Raw genomic sequence first — 26,164 nt, 5'->3', positions numbered from 1 at the left:
CTTTTATTTCATTTAATTGTCAATAAGTGTTTAAGTATTTTTGCTATTTAAACGACGGTAGGCTTCAACAAGATACTCCATAAAAATTTTATGGTGGTAAGACATATATTGGTTACGGGGATGTATTAACCAGACAGTGAGAGGGGGGCAACGATAGTTTACTAAAACCTCCACTAACTCTCCATTATCTAAATGATTTTGAAAAAAATATTGTGGGAGTCGAGCAATGCCTATGCCTTCCATAACCGCTTCCAATGCTAAAGCAGAATTGTTGACGCGTAAATTTCCAGAGGCGGTAACAGAGATTAATTGATTATTATCATCAAAATCCCAGATTTCGCCCTCATATAAATTAATTTGATGAATAATACAATTATGATCAATTAAATCATGAGGATGCTCGGGCATCCCATGATGCTGGAGATAGTGAGGTGAAGCACAACAAATCAGCTGATGCTCAATAAGTTTTTGGGATTGTAATGTGCGTGTGTGAATTTCTTTATAACGAAAATAAAAATCAAAGGTATCCTCAATGAAGTCAGGATAAATATTGCTTTTGAAATAATTAATTTTAATCAGTGGGAATTTTTTAATGAATTCCGAAATAATGGGGATTAACTCCATGTAGCCTGAATAGGCAGCAATACTGAGATGAAGCGTACCTTTGGGTGATTTAATTTTATCAGCAATACTTTGGTGCAATTCTGACACTAGTCCGCTAATCATTTGACAGTGTTGATAACAATACTCGCCATAACTCGTTAATGAGAATCGTCTGGTGTTTCGGTTTAAAAGAGTGACACCCAGTGATGCTTCTAATCTGGCAATTTTTCGAGTGACCGATGCAGGCGACATCTTTAATACATTTGCCGCTTTATAAAAACTGTTGCTATCAACCACTTGTATAAAAACTTGAATCTCAGAAATCATACCACATTGATTATTGCAAATATGAAATAATATATTACTGAAATAACCTATTGATTACAAATAAAAAAAATAAAAAATAGTCTTGCTTTTAACAACAAAAGGACAAAAATGGATAGATTAAATGAGCAAATTTCCAAGCATACAAAAGAGGCGTTTTCACCTAAAAAAATACGCAAATTAAGTGAGACTTTCTTAAGACAAGGGATGATTAAAATACCTGATGTGGTTAACAATGAACTTAAATCCCTTGTTCATATTGAAATCCAACAATTATTAAAAAAATATGCCGAACGCCGTGATTTGATTTTAAAAACAACCGACAATACCCCACGATATTTAAGCGTAGTAAGAAGCGAACTCATTGCGGAGCATAGCACTTTATTAAGCGAAGTCAGGGAGTCTCCCGCATTATTGCAATTTTTGGCGATGCTTAGCCAAGAACCACTTTTCACTGACGTGAAAGAAGATGAAAAATTTGTTATCACAAAACAAGAGTTCAGTGGTGATACTCATGGGTGGCATTGGGGCGACTATGGCTATGCTTTAATTTGGATTGTAGAAATGCCTCCAGTAGATTGCGGTGGAATGTTGCAATGTATTCCTCATACCAGTTGGGATAAAGAACAACCTGATGTTTATCAATACCTTTGCGATCATCCTATTTATACCTATTCTTTTGTTCCTGGTGATGTGTATCTCTTAAAAGCTGATACTACTTTGCACCGCACAGTTCCCTTACGTTACGATGCAACGAGAATCATGTTAAATATGACTTGGGCCAGTATCCGTGATACAAACAAAAGCTCCCATGAGGTAGATGACCGTTGGTGGGATAATGCAAATGCAACGGCGGCTCGTCATGTCGCATAAAGTCCTCCTAGCTGATCCCGCTGTTTTACAGCGGGCAAAGCTGCAATTATCGAGTTATCCTACTTTTGCCGATAAGCGCCATCACTTTATAAAGACCATCCAATATAATCAAGAATGGCGAATGAATCGGTGTATCAATTTGGTAGCAGCAGAAGGCCCATTAAGCCCAATGGCGAGATCTTTATTGTCTGGTGATCTATGCATAAGGACAGCAGGAGGCCATATTGGCGCGAAGCAGCGTTATTTTGCCGCAACTCATTGGATTGATGAAATGGAAGCTTATACTTACGAAAGCCTCAAATCACTTTTTCAATGCCAATTTTGTGATTTTCGGCTTATTGGCGGTACGCAGGCATGTCAAGTGGTCTATTCCCTCCTTACGAAACCAGGCGATACGGTCATAGCTGTTATGCCGGAGCAGGGTGGGGATTCCAGTCATAGTGAACAAAGTATGCTAGGGTTATTGCAACTCAATGTAGTACCTATGCCTTTTTTGGAAGATAACCTTAGCATTGATCTAAAACGGCTGGAGCAATTGGTTTATCAGCACCATCCATCTCTGATTAGTCTTGGATTATCGGTATCTTTGTTTGAACTGCCATTGCAAACAATTCAAACCATCGCCCACCAGCACGGTGCCAGGGTTTTTTACGATGCAGCGCATGAATTAGGATTAATAGCAGGGGGCTGTTTTGCCAATCCTTTTTTACAAAAAATCGACGTGGTAAGTGGTTCCACAAGAAAAACATTCAGTGGTCCTCAAGGCGGGCTTTTGTTATGGAATGATCAAACGCTTAATGCGCGTTTTTCTTCATTGATTTTTCCTGGTTTTGTCGGTACGTACCAGTTAAATCGTGTTGCTGCATTAGGGTTAACTGCTCTGGAGTTTTTAGAGTATGGTCATGCGTACATGTCGCAAGTCATTAAAAATGCCCAGGCATTGGCCCAATCTTTGGATGCCTATGGGCTGACTGTTTGGGCAAAAAGCAAAGGGTTTACTCAATCCCATCAAGTCCTTCTTGATATGACCGCCTATGCAGGAGGGTGGGATGCTATCAGACGATTAGAACGCTGTGACATCATTGGAAACCCTGTTTTTATTCCTGGAGCAGCATCTACTTTACCCACAGGCTTAAGATTAGCGACAACCGAAATGACGCGCCGAGGCATGAAGGAATCTGAAATGAAAATCATTGCAAATCTTATCGCCAGAGCATTATGCACGGACGAGTCAAGCAGTCAAATTGCGCATGACTCAAATAAGCTGGCTTCCTTGTTTCAAGAAATCCATTACTGTTAAGGATAACAAAATGACTTACTTTTTTATGATGGCTGTTTTATTAAATATAATGCCTGGGCCAGCGATGTTCTACGTGATGCATCACAGTATTCAAAAAAATAATCGTAGGACACTATTATCGCTAATTGGAATTGAGTGCGGTACTTTTGTGCATACTATAGCGGCTACCCTTGGATTAACCGTTCTACTGATTAAAATTCCTTTCTTTTTGATAGGAAGCCAATATTTATGCGCCGTATTTTTAATTTATCTTGGAGCATCGGCCTTAAAAAAGGAAACATTAAAACCGGCAAATAATTTTTATTTAGTCAGTAAAGATTATTTTATATTTTGCAAAGGTGTAATTATTAATCTTTTGAATCCCAAAGTTCTTCTTTTTTTTATGGCAATTTTGCCGCAATGTATCACCATTGATGCACCTGATGTGAAATATCAAACTTTTTTACTCGGTTTCTTATTTTGTCTGTTTGGCATCATTATTCGGGGAGTTATTAGTATCATCCTAATGATTACATTGCCAAATCAGCTTAAAAATCCATCAGGAAAAATATCCTGGTTGGATAAAAGCATGCATTCTTTATTTATTTTATTTGGAGTTCTCTTATTAACCTGGCCTAAGTAATTTTACAAATTGGGCACTAAATATATAAGGGCATTATGAGACCAGGTAATATCGATCATTATTTAGCAGATGCAATCCATGAATCCATGGTTGATAACGTCTCGTTATGAAAAGAGAAAATGCCAAACCCACTTCTCACCAGACCAAGTGCTTCGGAACTTGCGCTCCGATGCAGACACATTATGTAACCTAACTTAATATGATTTTTTTTGGTCATCACAAGGTGTATCATGTAGTAATAATTCCATTTTTGTTTGCCAATACTCAATAATCTCAGCTGTTTCTTGAGCAAGTAACTTAGATTACCTTAATCCAGAAAGTTTATTAAAAGCTAATTTACAATGTTCATCGATACTATTGGAACCAATATCTGTAAGATCATTGATTAAAGTATTATGAGTAAGTTGCGGAGCCACTAAATTGACACGGATACATGCCTCAATTAGTTTCTCCATTATCAAACAGAGATAAGTAATATGTTAATTAGCTTCTTAATTTATAGCGTCTTTTAACTCAGCTAATTCATTATGATTAATTCTCTCTATTAAACATAAATGATAAACCAAACACAAGTTGTTGATTTATAAATAAAATTATCAATTTTATCCATAAGAATAGGATTTAATATAGTTGTTTGTCTGGATGAGAATGGCAACTCATTAATTTGTTTAATCTGCAAAAGATTGTCATCAAGAACTATCCATGTGACATCACATGTGCAGCTCCCCAGTGTGGTGACCAAATATAATTCATAATTTTGCCGCCCACACGACTATAATATTAAGTCTGATTATCGAAATAATCAGACTTAATAATTGAAGTTAAACGCGGACACTACTCTTTTCTCAGGAATTGATTTAAAATTAATTCAAGAAAACAAATTAATGGATCACTTAAATGATAAGGCATGTCGTTCTCTTGCCCTTTAAAAATGAACTTAATGATGATGAATGCTTGCAGTTATTAAAAGGACTAGGGGCACTAAAAGAAATAATCCCGGAAATAAAATCTTTTAGTTACGGAAAAAATAATAGTCCAGAAAATTTAGATAGAGGATATTTATTTGGATTTATTATGGAGTTTCGTACTGCAGAAGATAGAGAAGTGTATTTAAATCACCCTGCTCATATTAACTATGCAACTAATAAAATAATACCGAATTTGGTTCATGGTATCAATTCGCCTATTGTTTTTGATTATGATCTTTGATGAGGCAAAAATATATACAGTTGCAGAGGTAAAATTTAAGTCAAGTGGAACAATGGAGTCTACTTAAATTGATCCAGCGTGAGGCTCTTGATAGAAGTGAAATCCCTCCAAACTTTAAATTCGCTCATATTAAGGCTTCTTGCTGCACTGAGAATTTTCATCATTAATAGAACAGTGTTTTTTTAAAACGCCCACTTTTTTAAACAATTGTTGGCATTCAACGAATGCTAAGCTATTTGTTTTCTGTTGTAATATCGCTACTATAGATTGCATGAGGTTTATGGGAGTAGTAAGCCCAATAACGATCACCATAAGACCAATGCCAATATTCCGTAGGATAATTGACAAAACCCACACGACTTAATACCTCACTCATAATATGCCGGTAGTGTTTTGCCTCTTTTGAAATAACATCAGAATTTGTCAAAGATAATGTACCGTTTAAATCGGCCATCCAATCCTTTGGATGAATACCCATATCCACTTCTTCACCATTTCCATTAATTAAATAGACATCGATAGCCCCACCTGTTGAATGAGGTGGGACATTTTTTGAAGAATCCAAATTAATTACCGGTGAAACCAATTTAGTAGTTTCATGAAACAGCTGTGCTTGCGACCAGGCAGGATGTTGTTGTTTAACTTTTGCATATCGCGCATCAAATAACATTTCTTGCAGTTGTAAGCTTCGATACCCCTCATACAGACAAAAACGTAATCCTTCGGGCAATAATTTTTGTGCTTGTTTTAATTTCTCATAAACAGTCTTTCTAAGCTTTGTATAATCGGTATTATTCGGAATTTCAGGTGAAGGACCAAAAGCAATTTCATGTTGGCCTTTTAAATCAATCATCTTTTCATGATTATCTATGATGGGAATTGCTACTATTTTTGGATCGGCAATTAATAAAAATTTGTATTGATCAGCAATACTGGACACCATAACTCCCCATAGGACACTTACTATCACATATTTTATTGCACCAAATTTCATTTTTCTATTCTGTTGATTCATGATGAATGAATTGAATTCAAAAAAAATACACAATTATGAAATAGAGGAGTAGAATTATTCAAGGAATAATTTTTTAAAGAGTAGAGGGAAATGTACCTAGAACAACATACACTGATACTGAATACAACGGGACGCAGTACTTTTGATATTACAGACAAAATCAATCTATTAAGCGCAAATTTTCCCTCCCAAAACGGACTGTGTCACTTATTTTTACAGCATACAAGTGCATCATTAATGATATGCGAAAACTATGATGCACAAGTACGCGAAGATTTGGAAAACTTTCTGAAAAAGCTTATTCCAGATGGGGACACGTTATTTAAGCATACAATAGAAGGTAAAGATGATATGCCGGCACATATCAGAACCATATTAACTCAAACAAGTCTGAGCATCCCTATACAAAATAAGAAACTCGCATTAGGAAATTGGCAAGGAATATATTTGTATGAGCATCGTTATGCTCCACAACAACGGCATTTGCTTATAACATTGCTGGGATAAGGTACCGAGTATTTTAAGTGATATTAAATATTGCTATGCGTAATAGCTAAATGATTCTTATATAAACATATTGTTATTTTTATAGTAGATTATAAATAATTGCTATGTTAGTGCTACATCATCTTTTCAAGTTTCCCTGACTGATCCCCAAAATATCAATCAACCTATCCTTATCAGAGTAACAAAAATTATCTCGGAAATTTCAGGGATCAACGGCTAGACGCCTTATTTCATTTCATTAATATCATTAGTCGGATTATTTTTTTCAGAGTCTTCTTGAATCCTTTGAATATTATGCTGAAAAAAAGTTTCGGTGAATCTCTGCCTATCGCTAAATAATTCATCTCCGAATGTATTAGGTCTGGTATTAGAATGCTCCCTAGAGTTTTCTGTATTAATTTTATCTTGCCTTTTATTAAGTTTATATTTTATCCGTTTGATGCTTAAAAAGGGATTAGGCACACCATCAGGGTTAAAAGATTCAATAGAATTTTTATTTAAATATTACGATCGTCACCGGGTACAATTTGTTGCGTTTTACCACTGAATTTTGCACCTAAAGATAACAGGGCAGGAAACTGTTGTATGATAGGCAGTAACAATGCCCTACCCCAAGGTTTTAACATTGCCAAATGTGCTAAAAAAATTGAAGCGTAGATACGGTGAGCAAAATATTTACGCCATTGTTGTGTATAATATTTACCAGCATCGTTTAGATTATTATTCTGTTTCATGTTGAATTGAATCAAACTTTGTGAAAGAAGCCATGCCGATTGCATTGCCATGCTAATTCCCTCTGCCACAACAGGATGAGCCTCACCAGCAATATTACCCACAAAAAAAATACCATTTTTATAACAGGTGCGAATACCAGGTTGGATTGGACCCGCAGCCAACCATTTATCGTCAATATGTGCGAGCTCAAATACCTCACGAACCCCTCGACAATGTTCTTTAATATACTTAAATACTGCCTCACCTGCGGGTAAATCAGGGGATTTAAGCCGCAAATTTTTCAACGTATCACGCCGAATACAACATGAAAGAGCGACTTGTTGTGGGCTACTATGCACAAGACCTCCATATCCGCCAGGAAAAGCCAACAAGGGCATCATATTTTTTGATAAACTGCAGTTTTTGAAATGTGCTTTAAATGCTAAAAGATCGCAATCCTTGTGTATTTTGGCATCTGAAGAATCAATTTTTTTGCCCCAGGAACCATAGGCCATCACAACACGCAAAGAGCAAACAGTCTCAGAAATTTTAGCTTCTTTTTTAATAGTACAAAAAAATAAACCATTTTTATTCTGTAGATGTATTGCTTCACAAGGTTGCCATATAGTGACACCATTTAACTTAGCCTCATTTATTAAAGCAGTGTCTAAATATTCACGTCCCAGTGCCCTTCCATATGGGTTTGCTGAAGAATTCATGTGTGGCATATTAGCTGTCAAAATGACATCACCAGCATACAAGCCTACCCTGGTAACCTCGGGGCCCCCATTTTCAAAGTAAAATTTTTCCAATCCTAAGATTTGTAAGAGTGGCAAACTTGTGGCCGAAATAAATTCGCCACACACTTTTTTCCGTGGAAATTCTTTCTTTTCAATTAAACCTACTGACCAGCCCGCTTTAGCAAGTAAAATCGCGGTTGTAGCACCAGCAGGCCCTCCTCCAATAATCAGCACATCCAATGTCATTGATTTTAAACCTTATTATTTTAAAATAAGAATACTCCACCAAAATGGAAAGTGCCATTTTATACGGTAATTATGAATCTTTGCTTGTTTCACTATAGTTTTTAACTCTTTTCGAGTAAACCCTTTCTGAATCGAAATAAGCCCATCATGCGTAATCAATCGATTTTTAAAAAAAATTGGACTGATGATTTTATAAAACCAATAAGCGATAAAACTTCGCTGCAAATCATTAATGATTATCGCATGACGAACTGCTTTATTTGCTTTGTACAAAAACTGAACCAATTCATTATCATCTAAGTGGTGGCATACTAAATTGAGTACAATGATATCCACGCTATTTAAACTCAAATCTAACTCTGGTTGCTGCTGGATTTGAAACTCAATAAAATGGGTTTCATCAGAGGGGAGCCAATTATTAAGTTCATCTTGAGCCAGTTGTATCGCTTCTTTAGAAACATCTAAGCCTAATAGATGCATTCCAGGATAATATTTGTATAGATTTATCAAAAACAAACCGCCACCACAACCAACATCGACTAATACAGCATTAGGAGAAAATTGTTTTAACACATGGACCGTATGTTTAAAAATACCCATTAGCTTATTGATTTTAAAAAGTTGTTTTAATGAATGGATGTATTCTTGCGGTGTGTAATAATCTTGCCCAAGATCAATTAATTCTTTTTCTTTTGATCGTTTTGTAAGTTGAGTCATGATATTTTAACAATAGGGCAATTTTTTATTGTGCAATAAATAAATACTGCAATTAGTCTTCCTCCCTATAAATTATGGTATAAATTTGATTCTCTGCACGGAACTATTTTTAAAAAGGAAAAAATGCAATCAAAAATTACCGCTATTGGCATAGCAAATCCACCTTTTAAACGTACACAATTGGAAGTTGCTGAACTGCTCGTTGAAGCATTTCATCTTGATAAGCGCCAAGAAAAAATATTGAAAAAAATTTATAAATCATCAGGAATCAATACTCGATATAGCATCTTAAGTGATTATTGCAAATTACCTGGAGAATTCGAGTTTTTCCCCAATAATCCTGAGGATGCTTTTCCTTCAACAGCAAAACGGATGCATTTATATAAACAGCACGCTCTTCATTTAGCGATCACTGCTATTGAAAATTGCCTCAATTCGATTGAATTTGACAAAAAAAACATCACACATTTAATCACTGTAAGTTGTACGAGTATGTATGCTCCTGGAATTGATATTGAAATTGTTCAAAAACTGAATTTAAATCCCGCTGTAAAACGTACAGCAATTAATTTTATGGGATGTTATGGCGCGTTTAATGGATTAAAGGTAGCTAACGCATTTTGCCAAGCAGAACAAAACGCTAATGTATTGTTAGTTTGTGTTGAGTTATGCAGTATTCACTTTCAAAATAATTTTAATCTGGAAAATATGGTTTCAAATGCTCTTTTTGCTGATGGAGCTGCATCTGTGTTGATTCAAAATCACTCAAAACTAGATAAGTATTTCTGTATTCAATCATTTTATTGTGATCTGGTGCCACAAACTTCTCATGATATGGCATGGAGTATAGCAGATTATGGATTTGATATTGTGCTGAGTTCCTATGTCCCTGAGGCGATTAAATCTGGGATCTCCATGTTTACAGAAACCCTACTGAAACTGTCCCATTATTCAATTGATGATATTCATCACTATGCAATTCATCCTGGCGGTATTAAAATTTTGCATGCTTGTGAAGCAGCATTAAACATCCCTATTCAAAAGAATGAACATGCTTATGAGGTATTAAGAAATTATGGAAATATGTCTTCTGCAACCGTACTATTTGTTTTGAAAAAAATGTGGGATAAATTAGCTATTAAAAACAACCATCAAAACATTATTAGCTGCGCATTTGGGCCAGGCTTAACCCTGGAGGCCATGATATTAAAAATACACTGTAATTAAAAACCGATGTTTTTAACTATCTAATTGGACATTAATATCGCGAGCTGCAGATTGTCCATGGTCATCAACTGCTCTAACAACAAATTTACCAGGCTTAGCTTTCCATAAATATGATTCTCCTGCTTTAGTTTTTGCAATGAATGTTTCATTGATAAACCAATATACATAAGCAACGCCTGCATCTGTCACAGCAGTAAGTGGAATAGTATTATTTTGCTGAGAGTCAGCACGAATCACATAAGTAATTCCATTTTGAGGGGAAGTTATGTGTGGATTAATACTCGAATTTCCAGATAGTGCACAATCAGGTTCAAAAAAAGGTGGGGAATGTCTTTGAATTCCAGCTTTCTTAAAAATATTGAGTAAATCAGAAGGCCAAAATTCGAAAATTTCGAAACGTGTATTTGCATCAATATGACACGTCCGCAAACCTGTTTTACTATTAATGGCAACCTCCCGATAAATCGTATCGGTCTTTATAGGTGATTTCCCTGGTATAAACCAGCCCCATTCAGTATCTTGGCAATAGCGAGTTGGTAACATCCCGGAAGCTTTGCAGATTTCTATCTTTTTCAGATTCATTTGTTCTGGAGATTTTTCTAATGCTCGGACCGGTGCCCGTTCCTGTCTTAATGCATCAATAAGTTCAAAGAACAAAGGAGCAGCAATATCCTTACCAATAAACGCAGGGTTGGCTTTATTATCAAAGTTTCCTATCCATACAGCTAAAACATAAGGTCCGAATACGCCTACAGTCCATGCATCGCGATAACCAGACGATGTTCCTGTCTTCCAAGCCACTGGTAAATGTGTTCCTCCCCGAGGTTGATAATCCATTTGTGGCGTATTTTTTAGCATATCTAGTACAAGGTAGCTTGATTCAGGACTTAATAAACGAATACCTTTGGGCTTTTCTTCATCTCTAATGCTACGAAGGGGATACCAAATACCATCATTAACTAACATGGCATATAATCCAACCAATTCTTTCATGGTTAACTCAACACCACCCAAGCTTAAAGAAAGGCCGTAAAATGATTCCGATCGCAGCTGGCTTATTTGTGCTTTCTCTAATAATTGATGCAGCGTTGGATTTGTCAATTGACTTGCAAGATAAATTGCAGGAATATTTCGACTGAGAACCAAGGCATCTTTAGCCTTAATTGGCCCCATAAAATCATAATCAAAATTTTCTGGGTTATAGCCATTAAAGCTATGAGGTACATCTTTTAAAACAGTATTTGGGTGAATTAAACCTTGATCTAAAGCCAAACCATAAATAAATGGCTTAAGCGTTGACCCGGGTGATCGTTTGGTTTCTGTACCATTAATTTGACCGCTAATGCTTTGGTTAAAAAAGTCGGCAGACCCCAACATCCCTTTAATCCCCATATCTCGAGTATCTAAAAGTAAAATCGCCGCATTATTTACGCCCAGACTTTTTTTTCTCGCAAGGTAATGGCGTGTAATTCGCTCTATAATCCTTTGCGCACGGAAATCCAATGTCGTATCAATATCCTGTTGTTTGAGTGATATATCTTGTAATAGAGTATTCGTAAAATGAGGTGCATTAAACGGTAGCGTATGGATATTTTGCATGACTAAAGGCAAGTCAAACATCCCCTTTTTATTAACATCCTCAGGATGTTTATAGAACCAACGCGCTAATAAATGCGCTCTGATCTTGCTCAACTCTTTATTGTTAGGTGTTCTTTTTCCTGGGTTTTGAGGAATGATGCTCAACGTTAAAGCTTGTGGTAAAGTAATTTTATTTACCGAAGTTCCAAAATAAATCAAACTTGCGGCTCCCACTCCTTCGATATTGCCTCCATAAGGAGCCAAATTTAAATATGCTTCTAATATTTGCTCTTTGCTATAATGCATTTCGATCTGTATGGCACGTATAATTTGAATGAATTTACCCGTAATCTGTTTTGAATTTAAACCATATTGCATGCGTGCAACTTGCATCGTTATAGTTGAAGCGCCGACTCTACGTGATTGCACACCATAAGTTTGCCAAATTGCCTTTATCATAGCCCAAGGATTGACCCCATAATGCCAATAGAAATACTGATCCTCTTGCAACAGGGTCGCATCAATAAGTTGTTTTGAGATTTGTGATAGTGGTGTAAAAAGCCGAAATTTTTCGTCTTGACTTAATGTTAACCTTAATAACTGATGATGATCATCATAAACAGCACGTGAAAAACTGCTACCTTCCAATAACATTGGTTTTGGTAAAAAAAATATTATCAAATATGCACTGACAAATAACCCAACAAAGATTATGCTTAGGTATTTAAATGTTTTGTTCATAGTCGCTATTATGCACTAAAAAGTATAAAATAGATGCAAAAATTTTCAATCAGTTTTCACCACATGGGATAAACTATGACTAAAAGTCCACTCTCTTTAATTCTAAATGCATTTTCCTCTGTATTTGGCAAATTAAATTGGCGAAGCCCCCCATGGATGAATTATCTTTGCAATAAATCAAAATCATCCCCTAAAATGTTTTGGGGAAGTAGTGTTGTACTCATTCTTGTTTTAATTGCAGCAGGCTATACAGTGCATTGGTATAAAAACTTACCCAAACCCATTTATACTACCGCGCAAATTACAATACCTGATATTACACCAAATACTGAAGAACAATTAGTCCCTAATAATTTAATCATTGATTTTGGAATAAAAAATAATGGATTTATTAATCAATCTGTTGCTCCGCTGAGTGAAATAGGTAAAACAGTCTCTCATGGTATAGAAATGAGCCCTAATATTCCTGGAACATGGACTTGGAATACAGACAGCCAATTAGTCTTTACGCCCTCTGAAGATTGGCCTGCGGGACAGAAGTTTACAATTCATTTTGGATCCGATTTTTTCACATCCAATGCGAATATGGAGCGTCATGATTACTCTTTTAGCACAAAGCCATTCCAAGGAACAATTACTGAATTTAAACTTTATCAGGATCCAGTCCATGCCGAAATTAGAAATGCAGTAGCTACAATAGAGTTCAATTTTCCGGTAAATCCCAAAGCTTTAGAAAAAAATACATCGTTAATGTACCAGGCTCAGCCAGGCTCAACTGCTGCAAAACAGTCTTTCACATTAACTTACGATAAAAACAAGCGAGTTGCTTATCTGCACTCCGAAACAATAAAAATAGATAATTTAGCTCGTTATTTAAGGTTAACCATAAATAAGGATGTAACATCTTCAACCGATTCAGCTCATTTACAACATCAGCTCACTCAGAATCTTTTAATACCCAGTGCCCAAGATTTTTTAAAAATTATCTCTGCATCAGCCTCAATTGTTCGCAATGACAAAGACAGGCCTGAACAAGTTCTTACAATTGAAACATCTTTAGGGATCAATGAAAGTCAATTTAACAAATCAGTTCATATATTCTTACTTCCTAAAAATAAGCCTGCAACTGTCGCAGAAGAAGCTCAAGAAAATTATCAATGGCAAAATCCAGGCGAAGTGACCCAAGCAGTACTCTCTTTAGCAACTCCTTTAAATAGAGAAGCCCTTCCCACAGAACAGAATTATTCAACCCTACATAGTTTTAAATTTAAGGCCGAAACCCCAAGGTACATTTATATAAAAATAGATAAAGGAATGCTGGGATTTGGGAACTTTACTTTAGGAAATGAATACGCAGCAGTCATACCAGTTCCAGCTATTCCTAAAGAAATCAGTTTCCTACATAAAGGTTCATTATTAGCCTTGAGTAGTGAGAAAAAACTTTCAGTACTTATTCGCGGAGTACCTGCAGTAAAATTTGATTTTGCTCGGGTTTTACCTGAAAATGTGAATCAATTAATTACTCAAACTCAGGGCGACTTTAATAATCCTTACTTCATTAACCCCACCTTTAATCAACAAAACATCAGCCAAATCTCTTCAGAAATTCAAGAGTTTGATGCCACTGATTTAGCAAAGCAACAGTATACTGCTCTTGATTTTAATAAGTATCTTAACATGAGCACAAATACCATGGGCCCACAAGGACTCTTCTTACTACAAGCAACAGGATGGGATATTGCTAATAAGACTGCATTAGATGTAAAAGCCAGTCGCATGATACTCATTACAGACCTGGCTTTGTTGGTAAAAGATAATAATGATGGAAGCCATGATATTTTTGTTGATTCTATAACCCAAGGAACACCGGTTGCAAATGCAACTGTCACTGTTTTGGGTAAAAATGGTTTGCCTATCTTGTCTCGAGTAACAGATGCTCAAGGTAGAGCTACCTTTCCAACGTTAAAAGATTTTGTTGATGATAGAGAACCAACCGTTTATTTAGCACAGTTAAATAATGATGTTTCATTCATTCCCTATAATAATGCAAATCGACAATTAAACTTCTCTAAGTTTGATATTGGAGGACTTTATACCTACAACCAAGAGCTGCATAGTTTAAGTGCTTATCTGTTTTCTGACAGAGGTATCTATAGGCCAGGAGACTCTGTTCACATTGGAATGATAGTAAAGCAGGCATATGCACAACCTCAACCTGCAGGATTACCTTTGCAAGTTAGTGTAGTTGATTCAAGAGGAACCACAATAAAAGATGAAAAAATTACCCTCAATGATTTAGGGTATATGGATCTTGATTTTACAACCAATGCTAACTCTCCTACTGGTCAGTATATGGTTAATTTATATTTAGTCAAAGATGGTTATCCACAAAATCTTCTTGGTTCAACAACCATACGCGTTTCTGAATTCTTGCCTGATAGAATGAAAATTACTACACAGTTGTATCCAAAACCCTCTTCAGGTTGGAGTTCACCAACAGGATTAAAAGGTGAAGTCAATCTTTGGAATTTATATGGTGCTCCTGCTGCTCATCGAAGAATAAGCGCTAAAATTTTACTCGTACCACAAAAAGTTGAATTTGAACAATACCCTGATTACGTATTTGTTGATCCATTATTGGATCCTAAAAAACCTGCAAAAGTATTTACAGAAACACTATCTGACATTACAACAAACGATAAAGGTGAAGCAGAGTTCGATTTAAACCTAGATCGTTATGAGAAGGCAACCTATCAACTTACTTTCTTCGCTGAAGGTTTTGAATCAGAAGGTGGTCGTAGTGTAACAAGCCAGTCTAAAGCTTTAATTAGCCCCTTGCCCTATTTTGTTGGATACAAGCCGGATGGCGACTTATCATTTATTAAACAAAATAGTACGCGAGGGATTCATTATATTGCTGTAAACCCCCAATTGAATAAAGAAGAAGTAACGGATTTAAAAATCCAACTTATTTCGTTGCAACCTGTAACCACTTTAGTTAAAAAACCAGATGGAACTTATCAATATCAATCTGTTATTCAATCTAAAATATTGAGTACCTCCCCTTTTAACATTACAGAACAAGGCACTGACTATACTTTACCCACACAACAAATCGGCAATTTCTCCCTAAATGTTTTAGGTAAAGATGACACCGTCCTTAATCAATTAAAATTTAGTGTTGTTGGTGCAAGCCAACAACCCTTGGCCAGGAATGCAGAACTATCGATTAAATTAAATAAACCAGAATACCAGGTCAATGAGGACATCGAAATCCAAATCACATCTCCCTACACAGGATCAGGTTTGATAACCATTGAACGTGATAAAGTTTATGCTGCACAATGGTTTAAAACAGATACCACCAACTCAATACAAACCATTCATATTCCTGCTGATTTTCAAGGAGATGGTTACATTAATGTTGCCTTCATCCGCGATTGGAATTCACCTGAAATTTTTATCAGTCCACTCAGTTATAGTGTTGTTCCATTTACTGTCAATCATGATAATCACGATATAAAAATTGACTTACTCACTGAGAAAGTTGCACGTCCTGGTGAACCATTTACCATCAATTATCATACAGATAAACCAGGTAAAATTATTGTTTTTGCAGTAGATGAAGGCATTCTCCAAGTTGCGCGATATGAAACACCTGATCCATTAGCTTTCTTTTTTCAAAAACATGCACTTGAAGTTTTGACACAACAAACAGTAGATCAAATAATGCCGAAATTCATTCAAGATCGAGAACTTTCTGCAGTTGGTGGTGATAATGGCGAAGAAGGCATGGCAAGCCGTCTTAATCCGTTTAAAAGAAAGACTGAATTACCTGTCGCCTACTGGTCAGGCATCGTAGATACAGACCCCAGTAATCATCAATTAATCTATCAAATCCCTGATTATTTTAATGGCACATTACGAGTTATGGCTGTTGCCGTATCTTCTGACTCTGTCGGTTCACAAGAAACTTCTGCCGAAATACGAGGGGATTTTATTATTAATCCCAATGCCCCCACATTTGTCGCTCCAGGGGATGAATTCGAAGTATCTGCATCTATTGCTAATAATGTCAAGGACTCGGGGGATCATGCATCGATTCGTATTGATTTAAGTCCCTCACCTGAACTTAAAGTTATTGGCTCAGCAACACAAACTTTAGAAATAGCTGAAAACCATGAACAAACCGTTCATTTTAAACTAAAAGCAACATCTCAATTAGGTGGGACAAAGCTCAACTTTAAGGCGAGTATGGGTGATAAATCCAGCTCAATGAGTGCCACACTGAGCATCAGACCCGCAATGCCCCTTAGTACCTTTATAACGAGTGGCAAATCAGTAGAAAAGCAAAAAACAATAGATATCATGCAAACATTGTATCCTGAGTATCGAAAAGTGGATGCCAATATTTCGACAAGCCCAATGATACTTGTTTTTGGCTTACAGCGTTATCTTGATAATTATCCTTATGGCTGCACAGAACAATTAACCAGTAAAGCCTTACCCTTGTTAGCCATGAACAACCAAAATGGATTTGGTGAGGAAACAAAAAAAGTACATGAAAAAGTAAATGCTACAGTTCAAATGCTAAGCCAACGCCAGATGTCTAATGGGGCTTTTAGTTATTGGCCTGGTCTTGGCGACAATCATAGCAACGACTTTGCAAGTGTTTATGCAATGCACTTCCTGACAGAAGCAAGAACGCAAGGATTTAATGTCCCCAATGATTTATTTTTTAATGGTATTAACTTTCTTAAAACGTTAGCAAGTCAAAATGTTTCAGATATGGAAGCAGCTAGAGTTCAAGCTTATGCGATTTATATTTTGACTCGAAATGAAATTGTAACCACAAACTACCTGTCAAACCTGCAATTGTATTTAGAAAAGGACAAAACAAAAGCATGGCAAAAAGATATTACTACAGTTTATATTGCCGCTTCTTATCAATTACTGCAAAGCCATGATGAAGCAAATCAACTGATTGGCCTATATAAGCCTCAGAATAATCAAGCTTATGTGACTGATTTTTATAATAGCGCTATAGCAGATGCTCAATACTTGTATATTGTCGCGAAACATTTCCCTAATCTATTGCCCCAGGTAGGGGATCAATTATTAATGCGATTAATAGAAACAATCAATAATAATGAAATAAATACAGTATTGTCCGGTTTTACAAGTCTTGCATTAGGTGCTTACCATCAAAACTTATCTTATGAGACGTCATCAGCTTTATCGATGACAAACATTATGAAGGATAATCAGGAAATTAAGCTCCCTATTACTCATTCAAATTACCAAAAAGCTGAAATTGATGATACTGTGCAAAAAATACGATTTAATAATCCTGATAAAAAAACATTTTTCTATCAGGTTATGCAATCTGGTTTTAACCGGGTTATGCCAGATTCACCTTTAAAACAGGGCCTGGAAATTTTCCGGGAATATAGGGATATAAAAGGGAATGCGATTAACTCAACAATCCTGGGAAGTGAAATCGAAGTTCATATCCAAATTCGTGCTCTGGAAAGTGATTATCTACCTAATATCGCAATTGAAGATCTTTTACCTGGGGGATTTGAAGTGGTAACCGATTCAGTAAAAAATAATACTATGGATTATATAGACATACGTGAAGACCGAGTAAATTTCTTTGGTGGCATAGATTCTTCTGCCAAAGAAATTGTTTATAAAATTAAAGCGGTTAACGTTGGAAAATACATTGTACCTCCAGCTTATGCAGAAGCAATGTATAATCCTAATACTAAAGCCCAGGGTGTTTCCTCGGTAATTACAATTACTGACGCTCAGTAGTCAGGTAACTTAACGCAAAAGCCTTAAACCTGCCCCAGTTAAATCGCTGTACAATGGGGCTTTTTAAGGACACTCATGTATGGGATTGATTTATCAATGATGTTAATCATATATTTCTCAAGTTAATAACAAAATAAACAAAGAGTGTTCAAAAAACTTCGGCATTTACATGTTCCTAATTTTGATCAAAAAAGAGAACGATATGTACCTTTGAGGTAAAAAAGATGATGCTTGAGTACAACATGGCAATGCCCCTAAAACAATTAACAAATAGTTTGATATCACATATTAAAATAAACGATTAACTTTTACCTCCATCGTATTGATTAATATACCCTGATTAATCAATACGATATAAATAAAATGCATAATAAATTTGAAGAAAAATGGATTAAATATTGTTTAAACGATGTTGAGTGTGATCGAGAAACTATTTATCAAATGATACAAAATAAAAATTTATATGCTTATCTATATGTTGTAACGAACTTTTAGTATAGAAATCCACCTCTACAAATAACCATCGTCTCCATTTTATCGAGTTTGCTGTGCTAGAATCTCTTTTTAGATTCGCAACCAAATTAGAATTACCTAATGTTCCTTGATAGACATGAGCCATTATTACAATTTTTTTAATAATACAGCCTCCTAAAATCAAAAATAATTCATTGGAAACATTATAGGAAAGGCAACATTGAGCATTACTTATACCGATATATCAGATCTTAAAGATTTACTAAAAATTCTCATAGTATTGCTATTGCAATAATTTTTATGTGCTAAATTGCAAGATGTTAAGACTATGTTAATAAATAAAAACTATAATGACTATGTATTAACCATGCCTATCATATTAGGAGTATGTATGCTTGAGAAGCAAGATCATGAAATTCTTAAATATCAAAACGATGACGCATTGCTCGACTTAACCATGCTATCTGCATCTGATATTGATACCCAGATCACACAGGCATTAACAACCCTCATTAATAACCCTGTAAAAAATTTAATAATTCAGGGTAATGAAATGACTGCTCCTCAGGCACAAAAAATACTTGATTTTTTAAAAACACACTCACAAATTACACTGAATATTAATCTTCCAGAACATTTGGAAAACACTAAAATACAAATTGAATTGGACAATCTTATCTCCAATTATCGTTTAGAAAAGAACAAACAAAATTTAGAAAATAACCTTCCACAAGCAATACAGTCTTCGTCAAATAAACCAGAAGGCAGAACTCTTCCTAAAGGAAAAATAATACCTCGAATTGAAATTACTCTACATGAAGAGATGGGTACAGAAATTCAACCAATATCTATAACAGAAGTTGAAAATACTTCTACCCTAACACTCACTAATGATTTACCTAAACTGGATCGCTCACCAATCGCCACCCAGATCCTCACTGAGATTTTGTCACTACCAACTCAAAGGGCAAATCTGTCTTGTTGGAAAGAATTAACGAATAGAAAAGAAGCTGAAAGATTCAAGAAAGATATAGGTCTTCAATTTAATAAAGAAAATCACCCCTTACCTGAGCTCATCAAAAACAACAGAGAAGTGGCGCAGGCTTTTACAATGTGGAGTGCGAAACTTAAATTTGATAAAGAGCAATACAATGCACTTCTCGATGTTTATGGGCAATATGGAGCGCCTGGATTAAGTCAGTTATTTAGCACATGGGAAGAATACAATAAGGATCCTTACAAAGGACCAGCATTCCTAGATACGTATGCTTCTTTGTTTAAATTCATGCCATCTTTTTTGCCTTTCATTGACAATAAAGAGTTCCAAGAGACTCTTTCCAAAATTGCAAATCTGAGCAAGGAACATCGCAGTTGGTGGATGGCTCTTATCCATAATCATAGCCGTAAAACTGGCTACAGTGATTTCCCTGGTTTATTTAAACAATTTACTAGTGCAGTGAACATCATTGAACAGATGGGGTTAAGCTTCCAGGAAATAAAAACGATTAAAGATGAAAAAGAGTTTTCCTCTGCACTCACTGCAATCGTAGATCTTTTAAATAAATGTCCTCCACAAGATCTAGCCGCACAATGGCAGTGTATCAATAACATCACCATCCCAAATCCTAATGTATACCATTTCATTATCCCAGAAATGCAAGTAGAAACTAATTTGGGAGAAAGAGGTGAACTTGAATGGATAAAAAGGTTATTAACACAAGATAACAATAGCAACCCTGAATTGGTTAAACCCGCTTTTTATCGTTATCTTGCTACCCAAGAGCAACACTTACCATTAGAACAATATAGAAAAATTATTGATGAATTGTTTTCAAATCAAGAAATCAATAATGAAGCTAAGATACGTATGCTTTATATTTTAGCCAAATCAACAAGCACGAATTCGAAAACTGGTTTTGACTCCAAAGCAGTACTTGAAGAATGGGAAAGCTTCCAAACAAGAATGATAAAACTAGACTCTCTGGAACGACTGAAAGCGAATCGTAGTGCTATGGGAAGAGCAATATTCTCGACAGGCATCGAAAATCAAGGAGGAACTCCAGCCGTACGTATTCAAACATTAAAACCTGTTATGGACATGCTTGTTACTCCACCCATGAGTTATTTAAACAAATTATTGAAACTTTCTGAATACAAATTCCTCGATCCGAAACTTAGTCTAGTAATGTTAATAACTGTCCAAAAGGACATGATGAAAACAATGGATAAGGCGGCGTCACTCTATAAAGATTATCCTGAGAGCATGATGCATGCAATACGCCTAATTAAAACAGAAACCGTCAAAGCAAACCAGGATGGCCAATATTTTCCTGAACCCCAGGATATCACTCTTCTGGAACAATTCATTAGCGCATGTGAGTTATTGACCGATTCAAGCGTTAATACAATAAATCCTGCGGAATTAAATCCAAAAGAAGTATTATTACCCCTACTTACTTCCTTTCATTTAGAATATGAAAACAAAACACGGTTAGCCCACGAAATTATCGAGCCTTATAAAAGAAGACTCGCAAATCCAAACAATGCTCAGTACCAAGAAAAAATCCAAAACCTGTTACCCTATGGCTTATCCTTATTAAAATTAATCCAAAACAGAAACCATCCTAATAAGCTCGACTATACCGTACTCAATAAAATCCAGGATGATTTAATGAGCCTGATTTGCCGTTCTAAACCAACAACTAAAAAAGAGATCCGGGAATGGATGCATGAAAATTATGGTAAGCATTTTAATGGTACAATGTTGCTTGATCTTAAAGATGCAGTAAATTTTAGTACACTTTTCAGAGAACTTGAGTGTACTCAACAAGACACCTGCCTATATATTGAGCAGTCGGTCAGTAATTTTGACAATGAAGAAGAAAAAGATCAACATGAAACTCTTGTAAGAAGCCTGGTAAGTCTCACTAAAGTTTTAACCCCTACTCAAAAAATCAGATTTTTTGAGTTCTGCCAAGAAGCATTTAAAACTAATGGACTGTTGTCACGCAATCAACATCCTGGTCCACCAAGTTACCTGACACAATTTAAGGCACTTATTGATAGCATTACAAAAAATAATTCTTTTGATGAATTTGAACAGTATATGAATATTGTTCAAGAACATCGATCAAATAAAGGTGATATAACCAATTCGCTCGCAAAATGCACTTACTTGTTGGATATTCTTTACCCTCAACTCATGACACAAAAAATTCCCCGTAAGGAAGCATTTAATTTTTCAGCTGAAGTGGTATGCCTGAGCACACCTGATTCGCTCTATAAGTATCATGAACATGCAAAAGTTCCTGAAGCAATAGACTATCCACAAGAGCTAAACCAGTTAAGCGATTCTATTTCCGATTTAATAAACAATATTAACTCCGGCATAAAATCAATTGATAAACTCAAAAAAATTCAACAAGATCTTGATGCAATTCTAATGCTTTCAGTAAATGACAAAGAATATTTTAAAGACTGTCAAGCAATCAGTGCGCGCATTACTGAAATCTTCAAGGCAGTAGAGGAGCGCTCTACTCAACAAAAAAATAGAAACTTGCTCCAAAATGTTTTAAGCTATTTATGGAATACCTCTGCTCGCTCTGATGATGTCACTGAGGAAGAACTAGATAGCCTGGAGTCATTTGGACTTATCCCAGAATTGGTAGAAAAAGACTCAAGTACATATAAAGATCTTCAGGCAATCAGGAATAAAGAAAATCACAATTTCCCAAATATAATCCTTCATCTCCATGCAAAAAAAGAAGAATTAATTCAAAAATATAGCAATATTGCCACTCGCGCGAATCATTTTATTAGTATGGCACTTAAGAACTCACCAGATGATGTGAGCAAAAATCATAACGACATATGTCAGCTTATTGATAAATTAGTCGCTCTTGATCATCAAAACCTTGTTTTAAGTCTCATGTACCACTATTCAGGGGGGCTTCCTGATCGCGGTGTAAAAGAGTTAATCGAGTTGTTTAACTCCAAGGAATACAATGAATTACCTCAAAATCTGCAAAAAGATTTTATTAATGCTGTAATGACGCAGATGAATAATTCAGTGAAATGCAATAAAGCAGATGTACACAATTTTCTAAAATTTATTCATGAAAATAAAGAAAATCATTCAATCACGAAGCTCCTTAACAATTACTATCAACATGCCCCATTTCCGCCTTTATCTACCTTTATAGATTGGACTAAAACACTTCGCTCAGGATCAGAACCATCCGAAAGAAAAGTCGAGGAAAAATATCAATATTTCGACAAACACCCTTGCGCCACAGCCAGCCATAATGGACGGGAAAAAGAAAATGGATTCAAGCTCGATGCTGCGAAAAAAACGCTGAAACAGATGCCTGAAGTCCAACAAATCTTTACTCAAAAATATCTAGATGAAATTAAAAAGGAACAAGAACGTGCCAAAAACTTATCTACCCAACAAATATTAGACCAACTTAAAGTATTTAAGGAAAGACCGCCTGAAAATCATATTAAAATGGTTATGCTCGCAGCAGAGTTATTACATCGTTGTAAAGGCCGTCCTCCAGAGTTTGTGGGTAAAAGCCAAGTACCTGGCCGTTCTTATGAGCTGAATACAACCCAAATTATAGCCATTCTTTCCCTCTTGGAGACAGGTAATAAAGTAACTGCTGAAATAGGAACAGGTGAAGGAAAAACTCGAATCATGATGATTCTAAATGCGTGTCAATTCCTTAAGGGAAAAACAGTTGATTTCTTGACCAGTAACTTGGCCCTCGCAGAACGAGATTACCTTGAATCACTGCCTTTTTTTAATTCACTAGGCGCTGAAGTTAATTTCATTACCTCTTCATCTAAAATTGAAGACTATAAGATGGGTGGAATTAATTTCTCTGATCCTGAAAATCTCTGCCTGTTTCGTAATAAGGCATTCAGCCAAAATAAATCGGAACAAGTACTTAATAAAGATCCTGAAAAACGAGCCTTATTACTGGATGAAGCTGATGTAACATATTTTGATGTTGCTAATTTAAAATACAACTACTCTTCAACAATACCCAAGCAAAATATCGATTTGCTAGCTCTTTTTCCACTACTGATGGATTTTTTTGCCCAAGATGAAACTGAAAAAACTTATCTGGAAAACAAACAACGTTGCAATGAACAACTACTCACCTTTATTGAGACAAGAAACACCAGATTATTTCAAATTATTAAATCATTACCTGTCTCGCAACTGGAAAAATGGCAAGATGCAGCTTATACAGCCCGTCATCTGGAATATAACGTTGATTATACCGTTGTCTCCGATGCCACCACTCCCACTCCGCTTGGTGATAAAAAAGTAGCTGCTGCGATGTGTCTCATTGGTTCACGTATCAGCAAAAACTCTAATTTTGGTGATGGAGTACATCAATGCTTACATGCCGAACTCAATCGTCTCATAAAAGCACAAAACCCTAATATAGAAAATCCCTATCTAAAAGAGGCACTTGAGCAATGTAAAAGCAAAAAGCGTGTTTTTAATATTGATCCTATAAGAAAGATTACTTTTAGCAGCTCTTCTAATACCCTGCTTAAAGCTTATAGCCAGAGTAGCTTACATGCCGTCACGGGGACTATAGGTTCAAAAATGGAACAAAGAGAAGCTCAATCTGAATTTGGAACGCAATTTATCTTTGTACCAAGACATAAAGGATTACGTCGTTTTGATCGCCCTACTCGCATTACTCAAAATGAAACAAAACAATTGGATGCCTTAGTCGATCATATATTGGAATCGAGAGAAAAACATCAACCAATTCTTTTGATTTGTAAAAACGATAATGAATCTAAAATACTTCATGATAAATTAGAGGAGCGTTTAAAATCAAAAAGAGATCAAGAGGGTTTGCCCAAACTGACTCGCATCCATGCTGGAATCGATTATGATGAGTCTATTTCTGAAGCAAGTTATATTAAAAATGAAGCTGGAAAACCAGGCCAAGTCACTATTACCACTGAAATGGAAGGAAGAGGTGTTGATATTGAACTTAAAGAGCAAGCCCATAAAGCAGGACTTAAAGTCTTACTGACTTATCTTCCTCATGGAGAAAGAAGTTATGGTCAAATTATCGGCCGTTCGGGACGATATGGTGCTATTGGTGAGACTCAAATGGTTTTAAATCTCAATGAACTTAAAAAAGATTTTGGTATCAACCAGGTTAATACTGATTTTTATCTTAATCCTGAAGACTTTATCAGAAAACTGCAAATTTTTGCAACCCATACGAAAGAGCTTCGTCGTCTGTTTCATCGTGCTTATGACAATTATTTATCATATTTTTCAGAACGTTATGCAGCACTTCAATCTGAAGATAATGACTTAACATTAGCTTGGAGCGAGTTTTTAGAAAAATATAATCACAGTAAAGACCTGACTCTTCAAATAATTGAAGCTCAATTAGAACAAAAAAACCCCAATATTGACATCATCCATGAGCAACTGAAACAACATAATCTAAAAGCACAAGAAATTTGGCGTGAATTTACAGAACAATTACCCCCAAAACAGAAAGATATAGAACAAAACACGCCTATTCAAAACATCAAAACACCAAAACTATTGAAACGATGGTTAAGCGAATTAAAACAAATCAAACAAAATTCTGTAATCGTTGAAGATGTTCAAAAAGTACGACTGCAAGAACATTATGATCCTACTGCAGCAGGTAGCGTACAGATTGTAAAAAATCCCAATCTTCTCGTCGGATTTTTTGCAGACATTCGTGCTGCGTGGCGTGGTGAAGGAATTTTATTTCCAAATCTTCGTGCATGGTGGGCTGGCCAGCTATCTTTTGCCAACTTCCTCAGCCAACTCCCTTTCTTTCGCTGGATCATTACTCCTAAAGAGGAAACCCATGTTGTTAAAAAAGAGGTTCCTGCTTCTCATGCAATTTTGTACGAAAAATTAGTCGATGAACATGAGAAAAATTCTTCTAATAAAAATGACAATGAAGTAGAGCCTGAAGCACCGTTGCATTCATTACCTTTATTTCAGCAACCAACAACAAAACCAGAGCAACAAAATGAGATGCAACAGGAACAAACTCACAATAAGAAATCTTAATTCTTCGGAATTTTAAATATAAATGTTATGTTCTGTGAAAACCTCCTTTGATGCCCATCGCCATCCCCGCTTTGCGGGGGTACAATTCTCCTATAAAGAATAATACCGTACTTAATTGAACTTGTTAGCTAGAATAATTATTTTAAAAGTTCTAAATCAATCTAAGGTAAAAATTTTTTTAAATTCCACACTTGATAAATTAAGGCGATTTGACAACTCATCCCTGCAGCCTACGTGCCGTAACTTGTTCGCGGCATCTCGGAGATAGTCCTAATAAAAATGAACCCGATAGATTATCTCTAATTGATTGATAAATAAGAGCAACCTCATAATAGAACGATTCTCATATTAAGTATAC

At 35.7% G+C, this 26,164-nt stretch carries 14 protein-coding genes; 8 read left to right on the top strand and 6 right to left on the bottom strand.

Going from position 1 to position 26,164, the window contains the following annotated elements:
• Nucleotides 1-30 precede the first annotated feature (30 nt).
• Nucleotides 31-930, bottom strand: a complete 900-nt coding sequence (locus EKG34_RS13240) for a LysR family transcriptional regulator (protein ID WP_003631583.1) — start codon at nt 928-930, stop codon at nt 31-33.
• A gap of 108 nt (nt 931-1,038) precedes the next feature.
• On the opposite strand from EKG34_RS13240, the gene EKG34_RS13235 reads away from it, so the two are divergent.
• Genes EKG34_RS13235 through EKG34_RS13225 form a run of 3 tightly spaced genes read left to right on the top strand, consistent with a single transcriptional unit; the run spans nt 1,039 to nt 3,722 of the window.
• On the top strand, nt 1,039-1,800 hold the full coding sequence (locus tag EKG34_RS13235) for a HalD/BesD family halogenase (protein ID WP_003631584.1): 762 nt from the start codon (nt 1,039-1,041) through the stop codon (nt 1,798-1,800).
• Nucleotides 1,790-3,100, top strand: coding sequence for an aminotransferase class I/II-fold pyridoxal phosphate-dependent enzyme (locus EKG34_RS13230; protein WP_003631585.1), 1,311 nt, complete (start codon nt 1,790-1,792; stop codon nt 3,098-3,100). The genes EKG34_RS13235 and EKG34_RS13230 overlap by 11 nt, the downstream gene beginning before the upstream one ends.
• Before the next feature lie 10 nt (nt 3,101-3,110).
• On the top strand, nt 3,111-3,722 hold the full coding sequence (locus EKG34_RS13225; protein ID WP_012979096.1) for a LysE family translocator: 612 nt from the start codon (nt 3,111-3,113) through the stop codon (nt 3,720-3,722).
• A gap of 302 nt (nt 3,723-4,024) precedes the next feature.
• Here EKG34_RS13225 and EKG34_RS18270 read toward each other — a convergent pair whose 3' ends face one another.
• Entirely contained in the window at nt 4,025-4,177 is a 153-nt protein-coding gene (locus tag EKG34_RS18270) for a hypothetical protein (RefSeq protein WP_003631589.1), read from the bottom strand.
• A 442-nt stretch (nt 4,178-4,619) separates the two neighbouring features.
• Between EKG34_RS18270 and EKG34_RS13215 the strand changes: the two genes are divergently transcribed.
• Nucleotides 4,620-4,931, top strand: coding sequence for a Dabb family protein (locus EKG34_RS13215; RefSeq protein ID WP_003631591.1), 312 nt, complete (start codon nt 4,620-4,622; stop codon nt 4,929-4,931).
• A 232-nt stretch (nt 4,932-5,163) separates the two neighbouring features.
• Here EKG34_RS13215 and EKG34_RS13210 read toward each other — a convergent pair whose 3' ends face one another.
• Nucleotides 5,164-5,925, bottom strand: a complete 762-nt coding sequence (locus EKG34_RS13210; RefSeq protein ID WP_223800017.1) for a M15 family metallopeptidase — start codon at nt 5,923-5,925, stop codon at nt 5,164-5,166.
• Nucleotides 5,926-6,036: 111 nt separating this feature from the next.
• Between EKG34_RS13210 and EKG34_RS13205 the strand changes: the two genes are divergently transcribed.
• Nucleotides 6,037-6,453 carry a secondary thiamine-phosphate synthase enzyme YjbQ gene (locus tag EKG34_RS13205; protein ID WP_003631595.1) on the top strand — a complete coding sequence of 139 codons (417 nt, stop codon included), beginning with the start codon at nt 6,037-6,039 and terminating at the stop codon, nt 6,451-6,453.
• Nucleotides 6,454-6,950: 497 nt separating this feature from the next.
• Here EKG34_RS13205 and EKG34_RS13200 read toward each other — a convergent pair whose 3' ends face one another.
• Together EKG34_RS13200 and EKG34_RS13195 are read right to left on the bottom strand one after the other, a co-directional pair.
• Complete coding sequence (locus tag EKG34_RS13200) at nt 6,951-8,153, bottom strand: NAD(P)/FAD-dependent oxidoreductase (RefSeq protein ID WP_003631598.1); 1,203 nt, start codon at nt 8,151-8,153, stop codon at nt 6,951-6,953.
• 15 nt (nt 8,154-8,168) lie between these two features.
• Nucleotides 8,169-8,870: a methyltransferase domain-containing protein gene (locus EKG34_RS13195; protein ID WP_003631599.1), complete on the bottom strand. Its 702-nt coding sequence runs from the start codon at nt 8,868-8,870 to the stop codon at nt 8,169-8,171.
• Nucleotides 8,871-8,993: 123 nt separating this feature from the next.
• On the opposite strand from EKG34_RS13195, the gene EKG34_RS13190 reads away from it, so the two are divergent.
• Nucleotides 8,994-10,097 (top strand): type III polyketide synthase, encoded by a 1,104-nt coding sequence (locus tag EKG34_RS13190; RefSeq protein WP_080619789.1) that lies wholly within the window; start codon nt 8,994-8,996, stop codon nt 10,095-10,097.
• A 12-nt stretch (nt 10,098-10,109) separates the two neighbouring features.
• Here EKG34_RS13190 and pbpC read toward each other — a convergent pair whose 3' ends face one another.
• Entirely contained in the window at nt 10,110-12,416 is a 2,307-nt protein-coding gene (gene pbpC, locus EKG34_RS13185; RefSeq protein WP_003631601.1) for a penicillin-binding protein 1C, read from the bottom strand.
• 75 nt (nt 12,417-12,491) lie between these two features.
• Here pbpC and EKG34_RS13180 point away from each other — a divergent pair, with 75 nt between their 5' ends.
• Nucleotides 12,492-18,233, top strand: coding sequence for an alpha-2-macroglobulin (locus EKG34_RS13180; protein ID WP_003631602.1), 5,742 nt, complete (start codon nt 12,492-12,494; stop codon nt 18,231-18,233).
• Nucleotides 18,234-19,098: 865 nt separating this feature from the next.
• The gene (locus EKG34_RS13175) at nt 19,099-25,806 is read left to right on the top strand and encodes a preprotein translocase subunit SecA (protein ID WP_003631604.1); all 6,708 of its coding nucleotides are present in this window, start codon (nt 19,099-19,101) and stop codon (nt 25,804-25,806) included.
• Nucleotides 25,807-26,164: the final 358 nt, after the last annotated feature.

Source organism: Legionella longbeachae (assembly GCF_004283175.1).
Classification (GTDB): Bacteria; Pseudomonadota; Gammaproteobacteria; order Legionellales; family Legionellaceae; genus Legionella; species Legionella longbeachae.
This window is presented reverse-complemented; position numbering and strand designations above follow the sequence as displayed.

Coding starts and splice junctions, on each gene's coding strand:
- EKG34_RS18270 (WP_003631589.1), bottom strand. CDS start 4,177: ATGGAGAAACTAATTGAGGCATGTATCCGTGTCAATTTAGTGGCTCCG.
- EKG34_RS13240 (WP_003631583.1), bottom strand. CDS start 930: ATGATTTCTGAGATTCAAGTTTTTATACAAGTGGTTGATAGCAACAGT.
- EKG34_RS13235 (WP_003631584.1), top strand. CDS start 1,039: ATGGATAGATTAAATGAGCAAATTTCCAAGCATACAAAAGAGGCGTTT.
- pbpC (WP_003631601.1), bottom strand. CDS start 12,416: ATGAACAAAACATTTAAATACCTAAGCATAATCTTTGTTGGGTTATTT.
- EKG34_RS13180 (WP_003631602.1), top strand. CDS start 12,492: ATGACTAAAAGTCCACTCTCTTTAATTCTAAATGCATTTTCCTCTGTA.
- EKG34_RS13190 (WP_080619789.1), top strand. CDS start 8,994: ATGCAATCAAAAATTACCGCTATTGGCATAGCAAATCCACCTTTTAAA.
- EKG34_RS13215 (WP_003631591.1), top strand. CDS start 4,620: ATGATAAGGCATGTCGTTCTCTTGCCCTTTAAAAATGAACTTAATGAT.
- EKG34_RS13200 (WP_003631598.1), bottom strand. CDS start 8,153: ATGACATTGGATGTGCTGATTATTGGAGGAGGGCCTGCTGGTGCTACA.
- EKG34_RS13230 (WP_003631585.1), top strand. CDS start 1,790: ATGTCGCATAAAGTCCTCCTAGCTGATCCCGCTGTTTTACAGCGGGCA.
- EKG34_RS13195 (WP_003631599.1), bottom strand. CDS start 8,870: ATGACTCAACTTACAAAACGATCAAAAGAAAAAGAATTAATTGATCTT.
- EKG34_RS13205 (WP_003631595.1), top strand. CDS start 6,037: ATGTACCTAGAACAACATACACTGATACTGAATACAACGGGACGCAGT.
- EKG34_RS13175 (WP_003631604.1), top strand. CDS start 19,099: ATGCTTGAGAAGCAAGATCATGAAATTCTTAAATATCAAAACGATGAC.
- EKG34_RS13210 (WP_223800017.1), bottom strand. CDS start 5,925: ATGAAATTTGGTGCAATAAAATATGTGATAGTAAGTGTCCTATGGGGA.
- EKG34_RS13225 (WP_012979096.1), top strand. CDS start 3,111: ATGACTTACTTTTTTATGATGGCTGTTTTATTAAATATAATGCCTGGG.